Raw genomic sequence first — 16,444 nt, forward strand, 5'->3', positions numbered from 1 at the left:
CACCCCCATGACCACCCCGCACGCCCCGGGCCAGCACCCCCCGGACCCCCAGAAGCCCCAGGACCACCGGCGCCCCTACGATCCCGGCAGCCCCGCACACCCCCGGCGCACCCGCGCCGTCGACACCATCGAGCGCGAACTGACCGCCTTCGCCCGCCGGGCCCGCGCCACCGCCGCCCGCCTCCACCCCGACCTGCCCCTGGTCTCGTACACGCTCCTCGCACACATCCACGACCAGCGGGGCTGCCGCGCCACCGACCTCGCGACGCACTACATGCTCGACAAGTCCACCGTCAGCCGACAGCTGACCACCCTGGAGAAGCTCGGCCTGGTGGAACGTCGACCCGACCCCGACGACCACCGCGTCCAGGTCCTGCACACCACCGACGCGGGCGCCGCCACCCTCACCGCCACCCACGCCAGCCGCCACGCGGCCTACCAGGAACGCCTCGCCGACTGGTCCGAGGCCGACCTCACCCGCTTCGCGGCATACCTGCTGCGCTACAACAACAGCCCCTCGTAACGGCGACGTCTTTCCCCCGCGGACGTCGCCTCCAGAACCTCTAGAACCGCACGCTCCACACCGTCGCCGCCCCCGCCGAGCCGCCGTCCGCCGCGGGCACCCGCAGCAGCGTCGCGTCCCGGCCGTCGATCAGCCGCCGCACTCCCGCCGCGCCCGGCTGCAACCGCCCCCTCTCGAACCGTACGAAGCTCACACGCGTTCCCCGCGGCACCCGCGCCTCCCTCACGCGCTCCCCGTACTGCCGGTACGTCACCGCGTCGCACCCGGAGTACCAGCCGAACTCCGGCTCGTACCCGGTGACGATCAGACACCGCTCCCCGTCCTGCGCCGCCAGCGTCCGCGCCACCGGCACCGTCGAGACGCCCAGCGCCGTCGGCCCCGGCATCGCCCCGTGCGCCACCACCTGCGCCGTCCCGAGCACCGTCACCCCGGCCAGCACCGCCAGGGACGCCAGGACCCGCGGTGCCCACGCGCGCGTGCACTCCGCCAGAGCCTGCACCCCGAGGATCGTCAGCAGCGTCACCGGCAGGTACACGAACCGCGGTTCACCGTCCGTGGCCACGCCGAGCACCACGAACACCAGCAGTGCCGCAGTCCCCAGGAACACCCGACGCCGGTCGTCCTCCCGTACGCCCGTGGCCTCGGCGTTCCGGCCGCCCCGCACCCGCCGCCAGGCGGCGAACGCCGCGCACAGACCCGCGGCCATCACCACCGCGCCCAGGTCTCCCGCCAGCCGGTACGGGAAGACGCTCAGGTAGTACACCAGCCCGTCGCCCACGTACTCACGGTTGGCCTGCGAGGTCGCCGACAGGATCATCCCCAGCGGCTTCCCGGTCCGCTCCACCGCGTGGAGCAGGTGCGGTACGAGCCCCAGCACGAGCAGTCCGACCGCCGCCCAAAGCCACCGTCCGTACGCCCACCAGGCCCGCGGCCCGTACGCGAAGACGCCCGCCACCGCGACGGCCAGGAGATTGCCCACCACCCCGTAACGAAGGTAGAAGGCGGCCAGCGCGACGACCGGCACGAGCAGCAGCGCGAGCCGCCCCGCCCGGCTCCCGGCCCGCTCCTGCGCCTTGACCAGCAGGAACACCACGACCAGCAACAGCGCCGTGGAGCCGATGTCGTTGAGGAACTCCGGCACGCGCCGCAGGAACCCCAGGCCGCTCAACAGCACCAGAACCGCGACCACGGCCCGTCGCGGCGTCGTCCACGCGCGTGCCACCAGGTACGTCGTGCACAACATCACCAGCGCGAGCACGAGGGTGACCGCCCGCAGGGTTCCCATGCCGCTACCGGAAGCGTGTCCCTCGTACCCCGTCAGCCACAGCGCGAGCGCGCCCAGAGCGGGCAGCCCGACCGGGCGGTACACGCCCCAGCCCGCGTCCGGCGTCCCGTCGAACCAGAAGCGGGCCTTGTTCGCGTAGACCGCTTCCTCGTGGCCCAGATAGGGCTCGAAGTCCTGCAGCCACACCCACGCGCCCACCGCGGAAGCCAGCACCACGGCGACGTACACCCACGCCGGCACCTGCCGCAGCCGTTCCTCGAAAGAGGCCCACGGACCGGGAACTCCGTCGCGCCGCGGCCCGTTCTCCAGCCACCAGGGCTTCGCTGCCAGCCACAGCACCGCGGCGAGCAGCAGGTAGGGCCACGGCTGCCAGCCGGGCAGCCAGCCCCCGAGCCCCACGGCGAGCATCAACTGCTGCGCGGCGGCCAGCACCGTCAGCACGAGCGCGCCGACCCCGAAAACCCTCGCCCGCGCCACAACCGCCTCCGAAGCCCCACCGACAACAAAAGGGACGAACCGCATAAGGACAAAAAGGAAAAGGACATACGGAAACGGGCCCCACCGTTTTCACGGTGAGACCCGAATCCATGAAGTGCGCGAGGGGGGATTTGAACCCCCACGTCCCGAAGGACACTGGCACCTGAAGCCAGCGCGTCTGCCGTTCCGCCACTCGCGCATGAGTGATGTCGTTCGATTCGCCGCACTGGTTTGTGCGACTGGCTGGCGACAAGAAGAAGATTAGCACGGTGGCCGGGGTGGGTTCACACGCATAGTTTGCGGGGACCCGCCAGTGGAACGACGGACTCCACGACCCACTCCTCAAGGGAGGAAGACGCGTGCGGGACACTGTCAGGCAGCCACCTCTACGATCCCTTGTGAGGGGTGACACTCATGGACTGGGCGGACAAGGGGAACCAGCCGTTTTCCCGGCGCGTGGATACGATCAGTAAGCAGTACCAGGACGACATCGACGGAGGAGGTGCCCCATGGGAGTCCTGAAGCGTTTCGAACAAAAGCTCGAAGGCATGGTGAACGGCACCTTCGCCAAGGTCTTCAAGTCCGAGGTCCAGCCCGTCGAGATCGCCGGCGCCCTCCAGCGCGAGTGCGACAACAACGCGACGATCTGGAACCGGGAGCGGACCGTCGTCCCCAACGACTTCATCGTCGAACTCAGCACTCCCGACTACGAGCGTCTGAGCCCGTACTCAGGACAGCTGGGCGACGAGCTCTCCGGCCTGGTCCGCGACTACGCGAAGCAGCAGCGCTACACCTTCATGGGCCCCATCAAGGTCCACCTGGAGAAGGCGGACGACCTCGACACGGGTCTCTACCGGGTACGCAGCCGCACGCTCGCTTCCAGCACGTCGCAGGTCACCACCCCCGCCGACGCCGACCCCGCAGCCCCGCGCGGCGGCGGTTACGGCTACCCGCCCTCGTCCTCCGCGAGCGCACCGCCCATGCCCCAGGCCCCGCCCGGCGGCCCCGCCCGTCCCGCCCCCGGCGCGGACCGGCGCGGACCGGCCGCGGCGCCCGCAGGCCCCGGACCCATGCCCGGCACCCCGACGAGACGGTGGATCGAGATCAACGGCAACCGCCACCAGATCTCCCGCCCCACCCTCGTCATGGGTCGCAGCACCGAGGCCGACGTACGGATCGACGACCCCGGCGTCTCCCGCCGGCACTGCGAGATCCGCGTCGGCACACCCGCGACGATCCAGGACCTCGGGTCCACCAACGGCATCGTGGTGGACGGGCAGCACACCACCCGCGCTACGCTCCGCGACGGCTCGCGGATCGTCGTGGGCAGCACCACCATCGTTTACCGGCAAGCCGAAGGGTGAAGCGGGGGCAATGTCAGAGCTGACCCTGACGGTCATGCGGCTAGGTTTCCTAGCTGTCCTGTGGCTATTCGTAATCGTGGCCGTCCAGGTCATCCGCAGCGACCTGTTCGGCACTCGTGTCACGCAGCGCGGCTCACGCCGCGGCAACGCGCCCGACACGCGTGCCCCACAACAGAACACCGGCGGGGGGCGCCAACAGGCCGCGCCCCCGCAACAACAACAGAGGCAGCGCCGCGGCGCCCCGACCAAGCTCGTCGTCTCCGAAGGCAGCCTCACCGGAACCACGGTGGCGCTCCAGGGACAGACGATCACGCTGGGCCGGGCGCACGATTCGACGATCGTGCTGGACGACGACTACGCGTCCAGCAGGCATGCCAGGATCTATCCGGACCGCGACGGCAACTGGATCGTCGAGGACCTGGGATCCACCAACGGCACCTATCTCGACCGGAACCGGCTCACCACGCCGCAACCGATTCCGCTGGGCGCACCGATCCGCATCGGCAAGACCGTCATCGAGCTGCGGAAGTAGTACGACAATGAGCGAGCGGAGCGAGCGAGCCGCGTCGGCCCCCGCGCGGGGCCCCAGGGCCCTGTCCACGGGCCCTGGCGCGCTCCCGACCGGAGGGTGGGCAGTGTGGCTCGAAACCCGGTGTACCCGGAGCCGACGGGTGAGGTGCGTATGAGTCTGTCCCTGCGCTTCGCCGCCGGATCCCACAAGGGCATGATCCGGGAGGGCAACGAGGACTCCGGCTACGCCGGCCCCCGCCTTCTCGCGATCGCCGACGGCATGGGCGGCCAGGCCGCCGGCGAGGTCGCCTCCTCCGAGGTGATCTCGACGCTGGTCCAGCTCGACGACGACGTACCCGGGTCGGACATCCTGACCTCCCTGGGCACCTCCGTGCAGCGGGCCAACGACCAGCTCCGCATGATGGTCGAGGAGGACTCCCAGCTGGAGGGCATGGGCACCACGCTCACCGCCCTGCTGTGGACGGGCCAGCGCCTGGGCCTCGTCCACGTCGGCGACTCCCGCGCCTACCTGCTGCGCGACGGCGTACTCACCCAGATCACACAGGACCACACCTGGGTGCAGCGCCTCGTCGACGAGGGCCGCATCACCGAGGAGGAAGCCACCACCCACCCGCAGAGGTCCCTCCTCATGCGCGCCCTGGGCAGCGGCGACCACGTGGAACCCGACCTCTCCATCCGCGAGGTGCGGGCCGGCGACCGCTACCTGATCTGCTCCGACGGGCTGTCCGGCGTCGTCTCCCACCAGACGATGGAGGAGACGCTCGCCAGCTACCAGGGCCCGCAGGACACCGTCCAGCACCTGATCGAGCTGGCACTGCGCGGCGGCGGCCCCGACAACATCACCTGCATCGTGGCCGACGTCCTGGACGTCGACGGCAACGACACCCTGGCCGGGCAGCTCAGCGACACCCCGGTCGTCGTCGGCGCGGTCGCCGAGAACCAGATGCCGCTCGGCGACACCCGCGGCATGCAGACCGCGGCCGGCCGCGCCGCGGGCCTCGGCCGCCCCGCCTCCCCGCCGCAGTCCCCCTCGGGGAACTTCGGCTCGGCCGGCAGCGGCGGGTACGGCGGCGGCACGCCCGACGACACGTTCGACATGTACAACGGCGAGGACTTCGTGAAGTCCCCGGGCCGCAAGTGGTTCAAGAGATCCTTCTACGTCGTGCTCGCCCTCGCCGTCATCGGCGGCGGTCTGTACGCCGGTTACCGCTGGACCCAGACCCAGTACTACGTCGGCGCCAACAACGAACACGTCGCGCTGTACCGGGGCGTGGACCAGGACCTGCCGTGGGTCTCCCTCTCGAAGGTCGAGAAGGACCACCCCGAGATCGAACTCAAGTACCTCCCCGACTTCCAGGCCAAGGAGGTCAAGGACACGTTGCCCGCGCGGGACCTCGCCCAGGCGCGCGAGAAGATCGAAAGGCTCTGGCTCCAGGCGACCGCCTGCAGGAAGAAGTCCGAACAGCGCACCGCACCGACGCCGAAGCCGCCGGCCACGCCCGAACCCGGCAAGACGCCGGCCCCGGGCGACAAGACTCCGCCGAACACAGCCACGCCCACTTCCAGTGCTCCTGCTCCCGGTCCCACACTGTCCGAGGAAGAGCAGGAACTGGCCTCGCAGTGCGGTAAGCCGGCCACACCGTAGGGGGCCCCACACACCATGAGCGTTGTCACCAACACGACCACGATCGGCGCGATCGAAGCACCGAGCAGGCGCAACACCGAGCTGCTCATGCTGGCGTTCGCCGTCGCCATCCCGGTCTTCGCGTACGCCAACGTCGGTCTCGCCAAGGACGGCAGTCTGCCTGCGGGCATGCTCGGGTACGGAGTCGGGCTCAGCCTCCTTGCCGGAGTCGCGCACCTGATGATGCGCAAGTTCGCCAAGTACGCGGACCCGCTGATGCTGCCCATCGCCACCCTGCTCAACGGGCTGGGGCTGGTGCTGATCTGGCGGCTCGACCAGGAGCCGTCCATCACCACCGCCAGCCTCGGCGGACCGATGGCTGCCAAGCAGCTGATGTGGTCGACGCTCGGCGTCGCGCTCTTCCTGGCTGTGCTGTTCTTCCTCAAGGACCACCGCGTCCTGCAGCGCTACACGTACATCTCGATGGTCGTGGCGCTGATCCTGTTGATCCTGCCGGTGTTCTTCCCTGCACGATTCGGCGCGCGCATCTGGATCACCATCCCCGGCGTCGGCTCACTGCAGCCGGGCGAGTTCGCCAAAATCATCATCGCGATCTTCTTCGCGGGCTACCTCATGGTGAAACGCGACGCCCTCGCGCTCGCCAGCCGCCGGTTCATGGGGATGTACCTGCCGCGCGGCCGCGACCTCGGACCGATCCTCGCGATCTGGGCGCTCAGCCTGATGATCCTGATCTTCGAGACCGACCTCGGCACCTCGCTGCTCTTCTTCGGCCTCTTCGTGATCATGCTGTACGTCGCCACGGAACGCACCAGTTGGGTCGTCTTCGGCCTCACCCTGAGCGCGGCGGGCGCCGTCGGCGTGGCTACCTTCGCCACGCACGTGCAGTCTCGCGTCAACGACTGGCTGAACCCGCTGGCCACGAAGTGTGTGAACGGCGAATGCGGCCTCGTCACCGAGACCGCCGAGGCGATGTTCTCCTTCGGCTCGGGTGGTCTCTTCGGCTCCGGACTCGGCCAGGGCTACTCACGCTTCATCGGCGGCATCGCTCCCAAGAGCGACTACATCCTCGCCACCATCGGTGAGGAAATGGGGCTCACCGGTGTGATGGCGATCATCCTGCTGTACGGCCTGCTCATCGAGCGCGGCGTCCGCACGGCCCTGGCCGCTCGCGACCCCTTCGGCAAGCTCCTCGCGATCGGTCTTTCCGGCGCCTTCGCCCTCCAGGTCTTCGTCGTCGCCGGCGGCGTCACCGGCCTCATTCCGCTCACCGGTATGACCATGCCGTTCCTGGCCCAGGGTGGGTCCTCCGTGATCGCCAACTGGGCGCTGGTGGCCATCCTGCTGCGCATCAGTGACACCGCGCGCAGGCCCGCGCCGGCCCCTGCCCCGTCCCCCGACGCCGAGATGACCCAGGTGGTCCGAACGTGAACAAGCCCCTGCGCCGGGTCGCGATCTTCTGCGGCATCCTGATCCTGGCTCTGCTCGTACGAGTCAACTGGGTCCAGTACGCCCAGGCGGACAAGCTCAAGAACCACACGGACAACAAGCGCGTTCAAGTCGAGCGTTACGCCCACCCGCGGGGCGACATCGTCGTCGACGGCAAGGCGATCACCGGTTCCGTCGAGGCCAATAGCAGCGTCCGCAAGTACAAGCGCACGTACAAGGACGGAGCCATGTGGGCCCCCGTCACCGGCTTCGCCTCCCAGGTCTACGGCGCCACGCAGCTGGAGAGCATCCACGACGGCATCCTGACCGGCACCGACGACCGTCTCTTCTTCGACCGCACGCTCTCCCTGTTCACGGGCGAGCAGAAGAAGGGCGGCAACGTCGTCACCACCCTCAACGGTGACGCCCAGCGTGCCGCCTACGAGGGGCTGAAGGGCAAGAAGGGCGCGGTCGCGGCCCTCGACCCCAGGACCGGCAAGATTCTCGCGCTGGCCAGCGCTCCTTCGTACGACCCGTCCAAGATCTCCGGGATGGGCGACGCCGAGGAGTGGAAGAAGCTCGACAAGAAGGTCAACCCGGACGATCCCTCGCTCAACCGGGCGCTGCGCCAGACGTACCCGCCGGGGTCGACGTTCAAGGTCGTGACAGCTGCCGCGGCCCTGGAGCACGAGAAGTACACGGACATCGACGCGGCCACCGATTCGCCCTTCCCGTGGAAGCTGCCCCAGTCCTCCAAGTTCCTTCCGAACGACGGCAACCACCCCTGTGAGAACGCCAGCCTGCGGGTGGCGCTGCAGTGGTCCTGCAATACCGTCTTCGGCAAGATCGGCTCCGATCTCGGCAGGGAGAAGATGCAGGAGACGGCGGAGAAGTTCGGCTTCAACAGCGAACAGTTCACGCCCGTCCGCTCCAACGCGAGCGTGTGGCCCAAGGAGATGGACCCGCCGTCGACCGCTCTCTCCGCCATCGGCCAGTTCGAGACCGCCGCCACGCCCCTCCAGATGGCCATGGTCACCGCCGCCATCGCCAACGACGGCAAGCTGATGAACCCGTACATGGTCGACAAGCTCACCGACCCCAACCTGGACGTCATCAAACAGACCGACCCGGTCGAGATGAGCCGGCCGCTGTCTGCTGACAACGCCCAGAAGGTGCAGCAGATGATGGAGACCGTGGTCAAGGACGGCACCGGCAAGAACGCCCAGATCGACGGCGTCACCGTCGGCGGCAAGACCGGTACCGCACAGCACGGCATCAACAACGACAAGAACCCCTACGCCTGGTTCATCTCCTACGCCAAGACCGACAAGGGTTCCCCCGTCGCCGTCGCCGTCGTCGTGGAGGACAGCGACGCTGCTCGTGGTGACATCTCCGGCGGTGGCCTCGCCGCACCGATCGCGAAGAACGTCATGAAGGCCGTGCTCGACCGCTCCAAGTAGCCACTCGCGGGCCGGTACGTGACCGAGGTCACGGAACCGGCCCGCTGTCGTACGCGACGTACCGGTCAGGTATCAGGTGACGGTCGCGGGCCGACCCGGTGCGGACCGCCCGGTACCGTATGCGCGAACAGCACACCGCCGGACCACGCACGGGTGCGGTCGGGACAGACGGAGAGGGCTGGATTAGCTATGGAAGAGCCGCGTCGCCTCGGCGGCCGGTATGAGCTGGGCTCGGTGCTCGGTCGTGGTGGCATGGCCGAGGTCTACTTCGCCCAGGACACCCGGCTCGGCCGCACCGTCGCTGTGAAGACGCTGCGGGTGGACCTCGCCCGCGACCCGTCCTTCCAGGCCCGGTTCCGCCGTGAGGCCCAGTCGGCCGCCTCGCTCAACCACCCGGCGATCGTCGCCGTCTACGACACCGGCGAGGACTACGTCGACAACGTCTCCATCCCGTACATCGTGATGGAGTACGTCGACGGATCGACCCTGCGCGAACTCCTGCACTCCGGGCGCAAGCTGCTCCCCGAGCGCACCCTGGAGATGACCGTCGGGATCCTCCAGGCCCTGGAGTACTCGCACCGCGCCCAGATCGTCCACCGCGACATCAAGCCCGCCAACGTCATGCTCACGCGCACCGGCCAGGTCAAGGTCATGGACTTCGGCATCGCCCGCGCCATGGGCGACTCCGGCATGACGATGACCCAGACCGCCGCCGTCATCGGCACCGCGCAGTACCTCTCCCCCGAGCAGGCCAAGGGCGAGCAGGTCGACGCCCGCTCCGACCTCTACTCCACCGGCTGTCTGCTGTACGAACTGCTGGCGGTCCGTCCTCCGTTCATCGGGGACTCACCGGTCGCCGTCGCCTACCAGCACGTTCGGGAAGAACCGCAGCCCCCGTCGAACTTCGACGCCGAGATCACGCCCGAGATGGACGCCATCGTCCTCAAGGCACTGACCAAGGACCCCGACTACCGCTACCAGTCGGCCGACGAGATGCGTGCCGACATCGAAGCGTGCCTGGACGGACGGCCCGTCGCCGCGGCCGCCGCCCTCGGAGCGGTCGGTTACGGCGGCTACGACTCGTACGGCGGCGGCGAACAGCCCACCACCGCCCTGCGACAGGCCGGTCAGGGCGGCCAGACGGCGATGATGCCTCCCGTCAGCGGGAACGGCGACTACGGCAGCGGAGGCGGCGGCTACGACGACTCCCAGGGCCGTCGCCGACAACAGCCCAAGAAGAGCAACCTCTCGACGATCCTGCTGGTGGTCGCGGGCATCTGCGTCCTCATCGGCGCGGTTCTGATCGGCAACGAGGTGTTCGGCGACAAGAAGAAACCCCCGGCCAAGGTCGACGTGCCGCAGATGGTCGGCATGGAGTTCGCACGCGCTCAGGAAACCGCGACGAAGGCCGAACTCAAGCTCAAGCGCCTCGACCAGCCCTGCGAGGACAAGGAGAAGGGCCTCGTCTGCTCGCAGACGCCGCAGAGCGGCTCCGTCGAGAAGAACACCGAGATCCAGGTCGTCGTCTCCACCGGCGCCCCCAAGGAGGCGGTGCCCGACGTCATGGAGCAGACGGAGAACCGGGCCCGTAAGCGTCTGACCGACGCCGGCTTCGAGGTCCAGGTCAAGCAGGCCGAGTCCGAGAAGCCCGCGGGCACCGTCATCAGGCAGTCGCCGGACGGGGGCGAACAGGCCGCCAAGGGCTCCGAGGTGGTCATCACCATCGCCAAGACGAAACAGTTGGAAGTCCCGCCCCTGTCGGGTCAGACCTACGAGGCGGCCGAGAAGATCCTCAAGGACCTCGGCTTCCAGAACGTCGCCAAGAGGGAGGAGGAGTCCGCCGACAAGCCGCCGAACACGGTCATCGGTCAGTCCCCCAACGGCAACACCAAGGCCACCCCGGACACCGCCGTCATCCTGACCGTCGCCAAGGCCAAGGAGCCTGAGCCGCCGCCCGCGGACGAGCAGGTCCAGATCCCGGCCGATCTCCTGGGCAAGACCTACGGCGAGGTGAAGGGGACCCTGGAGGGCATGGGCCTCAAGGTCGAACCCTCCCCGGGGTCGAAGGACAAGGACGACGCCAGGGTCATCGGCGTCAACCCGCCCGGCGGCGCCACGGTCCCCAAGGGCTCCACCGTCCAGCTCACCGCCTTCGGCGGAGGAGGCGGAGACCACGACCGCGGAGGCGGCATCTTCGACTGACGGACTCGGCTGCGGTGGGTGTTTCACGTGAAACACCCACCGCGGCGACCGCAGTGCGCAGAACGCGCGGACGATGTTTCACGTGAAACGGCGAGGACCCGGCGCAGTGACTGTGCCGGGTCCTCGCCGTTTCACGTCCCGCTGCCTGCGCCCGCCTACCGCAGCTCCGCTGGGGGCGTCCGCTTCGCGTCGACCTTCTCGGTGCGCTCCAGCTCGCCCCACACCACGTAGCGGTACTTCGAGGTGTAGACCGGCGTGCAGGTGGTCAGCGTGATGTAGCGCCCCGGCTCGGACTTCCCCGACTCCTTGGGGACCGGGTCCAGCACCTTCACGTTGTACTTCGAGGTCTCGGGCAGCGTCGCGTACACCTTGTAGACGTACCAGGTGTCCTTCGTCTCGAAGACGATCGAGTCGCCGTCCTTCAGCTTGTCGATGTTGTGGAACTTGGCGCCGTGCCCGTCGCGGTGGGCCGCGAGCGAGAAGTTCCCCTGCTTGTCCCACGGCAGAGCGGCCTTCACCGGCTCCGTGTAGTAACCCGCGACGCCCGCGTTGAGCCGCTCGGTATCGGTGCCTTCGGTGACCAACACCTCACCGTTCTTCATGGCGGGAACATGCAGGAAACCGGCGCCGCCTTTTATGTCCCGCGCGCCCGGCGCGCTGCTCTCCCACTGCTGCCGCACTTCGTCGCCCTGCTTGCCCGCCTCGCGGTCCGCCAGGACGTTCGTCCACCACAGCGAGTACGCCACGAACAGGCCAAGGACGAGGCCCGCGGTGATCAATAGCTCGCCGAGGACGCCGATCGCCCCGGCGATCCGCCCCCGCGGTCTCCGCCGCGGCGGGGCGTTCTCCTCGCCCGGCCGCTCACCGGCGTTGCGTTCGGTTCTCGCTGCCACCGCACCCGTCCCTCATGTCCCGGTCCGCGGTCACGGAACCGCCGAACTCACCCGCCGAGCGCCGCCGGCATGCCCTTGCTCCGGGGCCGCTCCTCGACCATCTTGCCCCAGACGATCAGCCGGTACGTGCTGGTGAATTCCGGCGTGCACGTGGTCAGTGTGAGATACCGGCCGGGCTTGCTGAACCCGGACCCCGGCGGCACCGGCTGGATGACCCCGACGTTCGACGGTGAGGTCTGCGGCAGCATCGACGTCATCTCGTACGTGTAGAAGACGTCCTGCGTCTCGACGACGATCTTGTCGCCCTTGACCAGGCGGTTGACGTAGCGGAACGGCTCCCCGTGCGTGTTGCGGTGGCCCGCGACCGCGAAGTTGCCCTGCTTGTCGGAAGGCATCGCCGTCTTCAGCTGGCCCTCCGCGTAGTGGCCGACCATGCCCCGGTCGAGCACCTTGTGTTTGTCGATGCCCTCGGCCACCGGCACCTTCACGTCCAGCTTCGGGATGTGCATGATGGCGAAGCCCTGGCCCGGTTCGAACGCCCCGGCCGCCCTCGGCTTCCCGCCGCCCTTCGCCCAGTCGTTCTGCAGGCTGTGCGCGGCTCCGTCCGCGTGCATCCCGGCACGCACGTTGGTCCACCACAACTGGTACGTCACGAACAGGAGCATCACCACGCCGAAGGTGATGAACAGTTCCCCGATCAGCCGGCTGACGACGACCCCGGGGCTCTCCTGCTTCCCGGGCGCCGAAGCGCCCTGCGCCGCCCTGCGGCGCTGGGCCCGGCCACCGCCATCGGGCGCACCCGCTCCGGGCGCGGACGCGTCGGTCTGCTCGCCCGCCGGAGCGGACCGCGGTCCCTGTTCGGCTATTCGCTGCCGGACGCGGGCCGGCGGCGAAGCCGGCTGTCCGGCGGGAGCCCGCGGGGGGACAGCCTGCGGGGACACCACCTGCAACGCCATCGTCGCGCTGTCGAGGGGCGCCCCAGGGGCCTCGTGGTGTGGCTCCGGCCGCTGCCCGTAGGTCTGCCGGTCGGGAGCGTATGCCTGCGGTGTCTGCTGGTCCGGTGCGTACGCCTGCGGGGCCTGCCGGTCGGGTGCGTACGCCTGCGGGGCCTGCCGGTCGGGTGCGTACGCCTGCGGGGCCTGCTGCTGGCCGTACCAGTCGCGCCGATACCCCTCGGGGTCGTACCACTCCTGCGGTTCCTGGTGCCGGGACGGCTCGGGGTACTGCCGGTACGGGGACGGCTCCTGGTACTGCTGCGGCTGTACGGCTGCCCGCCGTCCCGGGTACGGGTCGTTCGCCCCGGACGCCCCCTGGTACTGCTGCGCCTGAACGGCCCCCTGCTGTCCCGTGTACGGGTCGTGGACTCCGGTGGCCTCCGGGACCCATGTCGGCTGCTGCACGTCCGGCAGCGGGTCGCTCAGCGGGTCCCTGAGGCCGTCCACCGCCGCGTCGAGGCCATCCTGCACCCCGTACGCCCGCTGGGGCTCGTATCCGTACTCGTACTCGCGGCCGCGCGCCGGGGGCACACCGTAGGGATCGTGCTCGGGGCGCAGCGACGTCACGCGACGGCCTTACCCGCACCCACCACCGGAGCCAGCCCCGCCGAGCGGCCCACGGCCTCCGAGTCGCCGCACTGCGCGAGCCAGTTCGCCAGCATCAGGTGTCCCCACTCGGTCAGCACCGACTCCGGGTGGAACTGCACCCCCTCGACCGGCCGGTCGCGGTGCCGCAGCCCCATCACGATGCCGTCCTCGGTGCGAGCGGTCACCTCAAGCTCCGCCGGGACGGACTTCGGTTCCGCGGCGAGCGAGTGGTAGCGGGTCGCGGTGAACGGCGAGGGAAGCCCCGCGAAGACCCCGGCGCCCTCGTGCTGCACGGCCGAGGTCTTGCCGTGCAGCAGCTCCGGCGCCCGGCCGACCACGCCGCCGTAGGCGACCGCCATCGACTGCATGCCCAGGCACACCCCGAAGACCGGAATGCCGTTGTCCGCGCAGTGCCGCACCATGTCGACGCAGACACCCGCCTGCTCCGGCGCACCCGGCCCCGGGGACAGCAGCACGCCGTCGAAGCCGTCCTGCGCGTGGGCGAGTTCCACCGCGTCGTTGCGCAGCACCTCGCACTCGGCACCCAGTTGGTAGAGGTACTGGACGAGGTTGAAGACGAAGCTGTCGTAGTTGTCGACGACCAGAATGCGTGCGCTCATGACCCGTTCGATCCGTTCTGTCCGTCGACCGTGACGTCACCGAACGGCAGCAGCGGCTCCGCCCACGGGAACACGTACTGGAAGAGCACGTACACCGCCGCCAGGATCAGGACGAGCGAGATGAACGCCCGCACCCATGCGTTGCCCGGCAGATGCCGCCAGATCCAGCCGTACATGCTGTCCCTTCCCGTTCGGTGGTGACCAGAGTAAAGGGCCGGGGCAAGCCATCGGGGTCAGCCGGTCAAAGCGCGCGGCACGCCCTTGCTCACGGGCTGCGTGGCGTCCAGGTGCGCCCACACGATCAGCCGGTGGCTGCTGCCCCACTCCGGGTCGCACGTGGTCAGGGTCAGGTAACGGCCCGGTCCGCCGTACCCGGCCTTGCGGGGCACCGGGTCGACGACCCCGACGTCGCCGGGCACGGTCCGGTAGGGCTCGGAGTCGACGCGGTAGGTGAACCAGGTGGTGCCGTCGTCGATCACCACCGCGTCGCCCGGCCGCAGTGCGGGGAAGTCCTTGAAGGGGTCGCCGTAGGTCCTGCGGTGCCCGGCGACCGCGAAGTTCCCCGCCTCCCCCGGGCGGGCGGTACCCGTGTAGTGGCCGAGCCCCTCCCTGAGGGTGCGGGTGGCGGTGCCCTCCAGGACGGGCCACTCCCAGTCCTTTCCGAACCGGGGCACGTGCATGACGGCGAAGGGCTTCCCCTCCCGGTGCACGGGCGCGGGGGACGGCGCCGGTGTACCGGACCCCGCGCCTGTGGAGCCGACGGGAGCGGACGCCCGCTGCGCCCACTCGTCGCGCAGCGAGTCGATCCGCCCGCCCGAGGCGTCGGCCGCCCGCACTCCCGTCCACAGGACGACGTACGCCACGAAGAGGACGAGCAGAGCGCCCGCGGTGATGCAGATCTCACTGAAGGCCCGCACCCACACCCGTACCGACACGGCGTGGCCCCCTTCCGTGACGCGCGGCTACTGCTGGACGGGCTTCGCGTAGTGGAGATCCACTGTGCCCGAGTAGCCGGACAGAGTCAGCGACTCGTGCTCGTCGACTTTCCATCCGAGGCCGTACGCCTTGACGTACAGCTGGTAGTTCTGGAGGGCCGGGGAGGCGGCGAGCGACCTCTTGAGGCGGCCCCGGTCGCCGACCGCGGTGACGGTGTACGGCGGCGAGTAGACGCGACCCTGGAGGATCAGGGTGTTGCCGACGCAGCGCACGGCGCTGGTGGAGATGAGGCGCTGGTCCATGACGCGGATGCCCTGGGCGCCGCCCTCCCACAGGGCGTTGACGACGGCCTGGAGGTCCTGCTGGTGGATGACCAGGTCGTTCGGGTGCGGCTTGGGGTAACCGGGGTTGGCCGTCGCGCCGGGCGGGGCGTCGTTGAGGGTGACGGTGAGCGCCTGGCCCGCGACCTTCTTGGTTCCTGCGGCCTTCTCCAGGGCGCCGAGCCGGGCGTCCTCGGCCTCGGTGCTGCCGTCGTCGCGGCGGGCGAGGGCATCGACTTCCTTGCGGGCGAGGCTGGTGGATTTCTCCAGTTCCTCGTTCTTCGCGCTGCGCTGTCGGGTGAGGTCGGAGAGCTTCAGCAGGGAGTCGTCGCTGCGGATGTTGGTGCCCTTGGCGGTGCTGAAGCTGGTGACGAAGATGAGCCCGGCGAGAGCGAAGACGGCAGCGGTCAGCAGCCGCACCGGCCGGAGCGAGAACCGTCGCGAGTGCTTCGTCCCGGTCACCGGCGCATCCCGATCGTGCGTCGGGTTCCCCGACGGGTCTGGGGCGTCGGCAGAATTGCTCATACCCTTATCTCCTTCGACGCCGCGGAAGCACTACGCTAACGGACGCCCGAGGGAGGCCGCGTGCGTCCCCGACGGCTCCCGCCCTGCCCCCTGGCGTCACGCCACAGTTCCCTGCGCGGTCACGCAGCGCATCGACAGGAGAGTCCCTCGTGCCGAAGTCACGTATCCGCAAGAAGGCCGATTTCACGCCTCCGCCCGCCTCGAAGCAGGCGACCGCCATCAAACTGACGAGCCGCAACTGGGTGGCGCCGGTGATGCTGGCGCTCTTTCTCATCGGTCTCGCCTGGATCGTGCTGTTCTACGTGACCGAGGGCGAGCTGCCTCTCAAGAGCCTCTCGAACTGGAACATCGTGGTCGGCTTCGGCTTCATCGCCGCCGGCTTCGGCGTCTCCACGCAGTGGAAGTGAGCGTCTGAGAGGCACTTCTCGGGCTGTTCCGCAAGCACTGCCTAGAACTGTCCACAGCGTTATCCACACCTGAGGAAAAGTTACGACGATCTGTGGATAACTCTCACGCTGTTGACGCCAGTGTGATCGCATCCTCACCCCGAGACCTACTGACGCCCCTTGTCCCGGCCGGAAAGACCCAGCTCAGCGACAAGGGGCTCAGTTGTTCCCCCGCTCCCGCACCGCATGCACAGCTCTCGCCACGCACT

Annotated in this window: 15 protein-coding genes and 1 tRNA gene; 8 read left to right on the forward strand and 8 right to left on the reverse strand. The window is 69.3% G+C overall.

Features of this window, described 5'->3' with window-relative positions; genetic code table 11:
• Nucleotides 1-7: 7 nt before the first annotated feature.
• A complete protein-coding gene (locus ACQPZG_RS17260) occupies nt 8-523 on the forward strand; it encodes a MarR family winged helix-turn-helix transcriptional regulator (RefSeq protein WP_433546646.1) in 516 nt (171 codons plus the stop codon).
• A 40-nt stretch (nt 524-563) separates the two neighbouring features.
• Here the strand turns inward: ACQPZG_RS17260 and ACQPZG_RS17265 are convergent, their stop codons facing one another.
• Both ACQPZG_RS17265 and ACQPZG_RS17270 read right to left on the reverse strand, forming a co-directional pair.
• Nucleotides 564-2,285 (reverse strand): glycosyltransferase, encoded by a 1,722-nt coding sequence (locus tag ACQPZG_RS17265; RefSeq protein WP_433546647.1) that lies wholly within the window; start codon nt 2,283-2,285, stop codon nt 564-566.
• A gap of 116 nt (nt 2,286-2,401) precedes the next feature.
• Nucleotides 2,402-2,484, reverse strand: a tRNA-Leu gene (locus tag ACQPZG_RS17270).
• Nucleotides 2,485-2,794: 310 nt separating this feature from the next.
• Between ACQPZG_RS17270 and ACQPZG_RS17275 the strand changes: the two genes are divergently transcribed.
• The 6 genes from ACQPZG_RS17275 to pknB all read left to right on the forward strand — a co-directional run bounded on the left by ACQPZG_RS17275 (nt 2,795) and on the right by pknB (nt 10,912).
• Entirely contained in the window at nt 2,795-3,649 is an 855-nt protein-coding gene (locus ACQPZG_RS17275; RefSeq protein ID WP_433546648.1) for an FhaA domain-containing protein, read from the forward strand.
• A gap of 10 nt (nt 3,650-3,659) precedes the next feature.
• Nucleotides 3,660-4,181: an FHA domain-containing protein FhaB/FipA gene (locus tag ACQPZG_RS17280; protein ID WP_433546649.1), complete on the forward strand. Its 522-nt coding sequence runs from the start codon at nt 3,660-3,662 to the stop codon at nt 4,179-4,181.
• A 150-nt stretch (nt 4,182-4,331) separates the two neighbouring features.
• On the forward strand, nt 4,332-5,825 hold the full coding sequence (locus tag ACQPZG_RS17285; RefSeq protein ID WP_433546650.1) for a Stp1/IreP family PP2C-type Ser/Thr phosphatase: 1,494 nt from the start codon (nt 4,332-4,334) through the stop codon (nt 5,823-5,825).
• Between the two features lie 15 nt (nt 5,826-5,840).
• A complete protein-coding gene (locus ACQPZG_RS17290; protein WP_433546651.1) occupies nt 5,841-7,253 on the forward strand; it encodes an FtsW/RodA/SpoVE family cell cycle protein in 1,413 nt (470 codons plus the stop codon).
• Nucleotides 7,250-8,710, forward strand: a complete 1,461-nt coding sequence (locus tag ACQPZG_RS17295) for a peptidoglycan D,D-transpeptidase FtsI family protein (protein ID WP_433546652.1) — start codon at nt 7,250-7,252, stop codon at nt 8,708-8,710. The genes ACQPZG_RS17290 and ACQPZG_RS17295 overlap by 4 nt, the downstream gene beginning before the upstream one ends.
• Before the next feature lie 189 nt (nt 8,711-8,899).
• Nucleotides 8,900-10,912, forward strand: coding sequence for a Stk1 family PASTA domain-containing Ser/Thr kinase (gene pknB / locus ACQPZG_RS17300; protein WP_433546653.1), 2,013 nt, complete (start codon nt 8,900-8,902; stop codon nt 10,910-10,912).
• A 155-nt stretch (nt 10,913-11,067) separates the two neighbouring features.
• Here the strand turns inward: pknB and ACQPZG_RS17305 are convergent, their stop codons facing one another.
• The 6 genes from ACQPZG_RS17305 to ACQPZG_RS17330 are packed head-to-tail and all read right to left on the reverse strand — an operon-like array spanning nt 11,068 to nt 15,789.
• On the reverse strand, nt 11,068-11,805 hold the full coding sequence (locus tag ACQPZG_RS17305; protein ID WP_433546654.1) for a class E sortase: 738 nt from the start codon (nt 11,803-11,805) through the stop codon (nt 11,068-11,070).
• 47 nt (nt 11,806-11,852) lie between these two features.
• Complete coding sequence (locus ACQPZG_RS17310) at nt 11,853-13,367, reverse strand: class E sortase (protein WP_433546655.1); 1,515 nt, start codon at nt 13,365-13,367, stop codon at nt 11,853-11,855.
• Nucleotides 13,364-14,008: an aminodeoxychorismate/anthranilate synthase component II gene (locus ACQPZG_RS17315; protein ID WP_433546656.1), complete on the reverse strand. Its 645-nt coding sequence runs from the start codon at nt 14,006-14,008 to the stop codon at nt 13,364-13,366. The genes ACQPZG_RS17310 and ACQPZG_RS17315 overlap by 4 nt, the downstream gene beginning before the upstream one ends.
• A complete protein-coding gene (locus tag ACQPZG_RS17320; RefSeq protein ID WP_433546657.1) occupies nt 14,005-14,184 on the reverse strand; it encodes a hypothetical protein in 180 nt (59 codons plus the stop codon). Before ACQPZG_RS17320 ends, ACQPZG_RS17315 begins: the two co-directional genes overlap by 4 nt.
• 57 nt (nt 14,185-14,241) lie before the next feature.
• Complete coding sequence (locus ACQPZG_RS17325) at nt 14,242-14,943, reverse strand: class E sortase (protein WP_433546658.1); 702 nt, start codon at nt 14,941-14,943, stop codon at nt 14,242-14,244.
• Between the two features lie 27 nt (nt 14,944-14,970).
• Complete coding sequence (locus ACQPZG_RS17330) at nt 14,971-15,789, reverse strand: DUF881 domain-containing protein (protein WP_433546659.1); 819 nt, start codon at nt 15,787-15,789, stop codon at nt 14,971-14,973.
• A gap of 149 nt (nt 15,790-15,938) precedes the next feature.
• Here ACQPZG_RS17330 and crgA point away from each other — a divergent pair, with 149 nt between their 5' ends.
• Nucleotides 15,939-16,196 (forward strand): cell division protein CrgA, encoded by a 258-nt coding sequence (gene crgA / locus ACQPZG_RS17335; protein WP_433546660.1) that lies wholly within the window; start codon nt 15,939-15,941, stop codon nt 16,194-16,196.
• Nucleotides 16,197-16,444 lie beyond the last annotated feature (248 nt).

Origin of the sequence: Streptomyces sp. CA-294286 (genome assembly GCF_050947155.1) — a bacterium.
GTDB lineage: Bacteria > Actinomycetota > Actinomycetes > Streptomycetales > Streptomycetaceae > Streptomyces.

Excerpts from the sequence above, each read along its gene's own strand:
- ACQPZG_RS17260 (WP_433546646.1), top strand. The coding sequence starts at position 8 with ATGACCACCCCGCACGCCCCGGGCCAGCACCCCCCGGACCCCCAGAAG.
- ACQPZG_RS17285 (WP_433546650.1), top strand. The coding sequence starts at position 4,332 with ATGAGTCTGTCCCTGCGCTTCGCCGCCGGATCCCACAAGGGCATGATC.
- pknB (WP_433546653.1), top strand. The coding sequence starts at position 8,900 with ATGGAAGAGCCGCGTCGCCTCGGCGGCCGGTATGAGCTGGGCTCGGTG.
- ACQPZG_RS17275 (WP_433546648.1), top strand. The coding sequence starts at position 2,795 with ATGGGAGTCCTGAAGCGTTTCGAACAAAAGCTCGAAGGCATGGTGAAC.
- ACQPZG_RS17280 (WP_433546649.1), top strand. The coding sequence starts at position 3,660 with ATGTCAGAGCTGACCCTGACGGTCATGCGGCTAGGTTTCCTAGCTGTC.
- ACQPZG_RS17320 (WP_433546657.1), bottom strand. The coding sequence starts at position 14,184 with ATGTACGGCTGGATCTGGCGGCATCTGCCGGGCAACGCATGGGTGCGG.
- ACQPZG_RS17290 (WP_433546651.1), top strand. The coding sequence starts at position 5,841 with ATGAGCGTTGTCACCAACACGACCACGATCGGCGCGATCGAAGCACCG.
- ACQPZG_RS17315 (WP_433546656.1), bottom strand. The coding sequence starts at position 14,008 with ATGAGCGCACGCATTCTGGTCGTCGACAACTACGACAGCTTCGTCTTC.
- ACQPZG_RS17330 (WP_433546659.1), bottom strand. The coding sequence starts at position 15,789 with ATGAGCAATTCTGCCGACGCCCCAGACCCGTCGGGGAACCCGACGCAC.